The sequence below is a fragment of the Microcystis sp. LSC13-02 genome (assembly GCA_002282935.1).
Classification (GTDB): Bacteria; Cyanobacteriota; Cyanobacteriia; order Cyanobacteriales; family Microcystaceae; genus Microcystis.
Window position 1 is genome coordinate 16,237 of record MTBT01000192.1, and the last position, 4,190, is coordinate 20,426.

At 44.6% G+C, this 4,190-nt stretch carries 4 protein-coding genes; 1 reads left to right on the top strand and 3 read right to left on the bottom strand.

The annotated features are described in order from the left end of the window. Positions 1–248 precede the first annotated feature (248 nt). Entirely contained in the window at positions 249–548 is a 300-nt protein-coding gene (locus BGL89_RS11490) for a 2Fe-2S iron-sulfur cluster-binding protein (protein ID WP_286825814.1), read from the bottom strand. Between the two features lie 43 nt (positions 549–591). Continuing rightward, complete coding sequence (locus tag BGL89_RS11495; RefSeq protein WP_286825815.1) at positions 592–1,851, bottom strand: phosphopantothenoylcysteine decarboxylase domain-containing protein; 1,260 nt, start codon at positions 1,849–1,851, stop codon at positions 592–594. Between the two features lie 157 nt (positions 1,852–2,008). Between BGL89_RS11495 and BGL89_RS11500 the strand changes: the two genes are divergently transcribed. Next, positions 2,009–2,950, top strand: coding sequence for a DUF1517 domain-containing protein (locus BGL89_RS11500; RefSeq protein ID WP_286825816.1), 942 nt, complete (start codon positions 2,009–2,011; stop codon positions 2,948–2,950). A gap of 131 nt (positions 2,951–3,081) precedes the next feature. Here the strand turns inward: BGL89_RS11500 and BGL89_RS11505 are convergent, their stop codons facing one another. Further along, entirely contained in the window at positions 3,082–4,032 is a 951-nt protein-coding gene (locus tag BGL89_RS11505) for an NAD-dependent epimerase/dehydratase family protein (RefSeq protein ID WP_286825817.1), read from the bottom strand. Positions 4,033–4,190 lie beyond the last annotated feature (158 nt).

Here is a 4,190-nt window from a genome sequence, read left to right on the forward strand (position 1 = left end):
TTCAGGTACTTTTTCCCTGAAAATTAGGTAGTTGACCACCTGAAAATCGGTAAAACCCATCCCCCATCCCCCATCCCCCAACCCCCAACCCTCAACCCCCACCGAAAAACTTTTTCAGCAGACCCCAATTAGGGTCTGCTGAAAAAGCCGCTCAGGGAATTATGCTATTAAATGCCAAGAATTTGTCTGGCAATTTTGAACTACTCCAATCCGCTTCGCGCTCGATGGTCGTTTCTGACGCTTAAGTGCTATTTTGGTTTAGTTTGGACGCTAATAGGACCATTAACGATGGTTTGACAGGCTAAACGATAATTTTTGGGTTTTTTCTTCAGACGGCGCTGTTCAAAGTCGGTTTTAGCCGAGAGATTTTCCATACCCTCGACAATTGCCACTATACAAGTACCACACTGACCGTAACCGCCACAATTCATCAATTTACCGCCAAAAGTGTAGATATCAACGCCATTCTGGATTGCTTTCTCTCGTAAATTCGCCCCATCTGCCGCTACCACGATCTTATTCTCTTTGACGAAGTTGATGTTACCCATGACTGTGTTACCCTAAATTTTTGCAAATTAATATTAAAAAATATTAAATTTTTTCGATTGTAACATTTTTGGCTCGCTGTTCTAAATATTCGGCGATGCCAATAGCGATCGCTTTTTTGCCGATAAATTTCCCTAATGCCGCTTTTGTGACCAAATAAGCCACCTGTTCCCCTTGATCGCCCTTTTCCTCACCCCGATTAGCAATGACGGCCTGATAGCCCTTTTCTAGGCGTTTACGGGCGATTTCCAGTAACTCCTCCTGACTGACTCCCTCCTGATACTTGAAAGTCACCATCTCTAAATCGGGAAATTTTTCTCTCACCTTGTCAATCACTTTTTCCGTCGGCACAAAATTAAGATTTAACAGCCCACCACTGGGAATTTTACCAAAAAAAGGGTTTTCTAAGCGATAATCTGCCACTGCTGCCGAAAAAATCCCAAATTTATAATCTTTACTCTCTAATTCTCCCATAACCTTCCCTAGATACTCGTCGTAGGTTTCAATAATTTCATGGGGTAAATAAGCGGGAGGTGTATAGCTGCCGCGTCCGTGGATTAATTGCACCTTTGCCCCGCGCAGGTACAATTCTTCTGCAATAGCGACTCCTAATTGTCCGGTAAAACGATTGGTTAAACGACGAATATTATCGATAATAACGGGTGTGGGTCCACCAGTGACTAAAATCGGCATATTTTTCAGGACAGAATTACTGAGAATCCCACAGGCTGCCACGGTAATCTCTTTTTCTCCGGGGAGATTGTGCTTACCGTAATCATCCCGGGGTGACATAATCTGGACTCCCAAGCGATCGAGAGTTTGCAAAGATTCGGTCAGAATAGCATTATGTAAACTGCCGTGCATGGTGGGGACAAGCAGAATTTTAGTTTTTCCCTTTTCCTGTCGTCCCAAGGCCGAGGCCAAGCATGAAGTGATCACTCCGTCAGCTATTCCGTAACGAAACTTATTAATCGTGTTATAGGTAGCGGGGGCGACTAAATAAAGATCAAAGGGAGATTGATCGCTTAAATGTTCTGCTTTTGCCGTTAATTGGCTAATTACGGGATTAACCGTACTCCATTCCAAAGCTTCCTTAGTGACGTATCTTAAAGCTTCTTCTGAGACAAAAGCCACGACTGTAGCCCCGAATTTACGCAAAGATCGGGCAATTAGCGGCGCTTTCATGGCCGCAATCCCTCCCGTTACCAGTAAAGCAATACGTTTACCCCAGAGATGATGACTTTCTAAGGGTACTTCGCGATCGCTTAATGGCGAATCCGTCGGAGAAGAGAAATTCCAAGTCATAATTTTCAGTGATCAGTAAACAGTAAACAGTAATCAGTGAACTGAAAACTCAAATCTGATATCTGATCACTGATTCGGTTATCCCTATTCGGGATTTGTCTATCTCTGAGCGAGAAACTGGTTATCCTAGTAAATAAAGGGTTGCTTCGGTGTTCTTATGATTGACAAAATTTTAACTAAAGTTCGATCGCTTGCCAAGCCGTTAATCGTCATCGGATTAGTAACAACGCTGATTTTAGGCAATGTTCCCAGTGCTTTAGCGGCATCGGGGGGTAGAATGGGGGGCGGTAGTTTTCGCGCTCCTAGTCGCAGTATTAGCCCTTCTAGAGGTGGTGGTTACAGTTCCCCCGGTTACGGTGGAGGTATTGGTTTTCCCTTCCTTTTACCCTTCTTTTGGGGTGGTGGTGGCGGTGGCTTAATTTCTCTGTTAATCTTTTTTGCTATTGCCAATTTCCTCGTTAATGCTTTCCGTAATGGTGGAGGCAGTGATGAGAATGGTATGGCTGTTGAACCGGGATATGAAACCGTCTCCGTGGCTAAAGTACAGGTGGGTTTATTGGCAAATGCCCGTTATCTGCAACAAGAATTAAATCAAATCGCCCTAACTGTGGATACTAGCACCTCCGAGGGGCGCGTCGATGTCTTACAAGAATCCGCCCTCGCCCTGTTGCGTCATCCGGAATACTGGGTTTATGGTAACGTCGATTGCCAACAAACCAGCCTCAGCAGTGCAGAAGCGAAGTTTAATCAGTGGTCTCTCAACGAACGCGGTAAACTAACGGCGGAAACCTTAACTAATTACAATAATCAACTGCGTCAAGGTTCTCAAGAAAATATTTTAACCGAATCGGCTGGAGAATTAGCTAAAACCGCACCGGAAGGCTATATTTTGGTGACTATTTTCGCTGGCATTGTCGGTAAATTTTCTCTACCCAAAATTAATGATTCCCAAGACTTGAAACAAGCCCTGCAACAAATTGGTAGTATGGGAGGCGATCGACTTTTAGCGGTAGAAGTGATTTGGACTCCTCAAAGCGAGGGTGATATTCTCAGTCAAGATGACATTCTCGCTAATTATCCCGATCTGAAATTGGTGTAATTTGTCGGGTAATAACCCTAGATATTGCCCAAAATCTCCCCGTAAAAGGGAGATTTTTTGATTATTAACGAATTGCTCCCGTGATGGGATTTTTAGGTGTGTTAGCGCACCGTAACACACCCGAAGTTAACCTAACAATATAATTCCTGAATCCACTGCCATTCTTGGGCTAATCCTTCGGCTAAAGAGACTTGGGGATTATAACCTAAGATTGTACGGGCTTTGGTGACATCGGCGGCGGTGTGACGGGCATCTCCCCGGGCGAGTCCTTGATGCGATCGCAAAATCGGTTTACCGATGACTTTTTCCATGGTATCCAAGACATCCAGCAAAACCACGCGACTACCACCACCAATATTAAACACCTCCCCCACCGCTTCCGGCACTAGGGCAGCGGCTAAATTAGCGGCTACAGCATCGCTAACAAAGGTAAAATCGCGGGTTTGTTTGCCATCTCCGTAGATGCCGATGGCTTTACCTGCGATCGCTGCTTGAAAAAACTTATGGAAAGCCATATCGGGACGTTGCCGCGGTCCATAAACGGTGAAATAACGCAAGGCAGTGACGGGAACGTTAAAATTCTGGTGATATAGCCAACAGAGTCTTTCTGCCGCTAATTTGGTGATGCCGTAGGGTGAAACTGGTTGGGGACAAAGGGTTTCGGGAGTCGGCATCGTTTCCGCATTGCCATACACCGAGGAAGTGGAAGCAAAAACCATCCGTTGTAAAGAAGGGGTTTCCTTAGCGGCCTCAAGAATGATTTGAGTGGCATTTATATTCCTTTCGGTATATTGACGAAATCCATCACCCCAGCTTGCTCTGACTCCTGCTTGGGCTGCCTGATGGAATAATACTTCTACTCCTTGCAACAGTTGTCGCCAGTCAAGGGCTTGTATATCCGCTTCAATTAACTTAAATTCGGGATATTTTGCTAGAATATGGGCATTTTTGCGCTTTAAACTGGGATCGTAATAATCGTTAAATTGATCGATACCGATCACCTGATCTCCTTGTTCTAAAAGCTTTTGTGCCAAGTTAGAACCGATAAAACCCGCGACACCAGTAACAATATGAGTAGCCATTTAATCCTAGTCGTTGATATTTTGTATCGATTTTGACACTCCTGGGCCTAAAGGCGCGAGGATTCTTGAAGCTAATCACAGCCCTTTCTGGTTTCCCTTACTTAGGTCTTACACGATTATGTCTGAACCGAACCTACTAGAATATCACTTGCTATCTA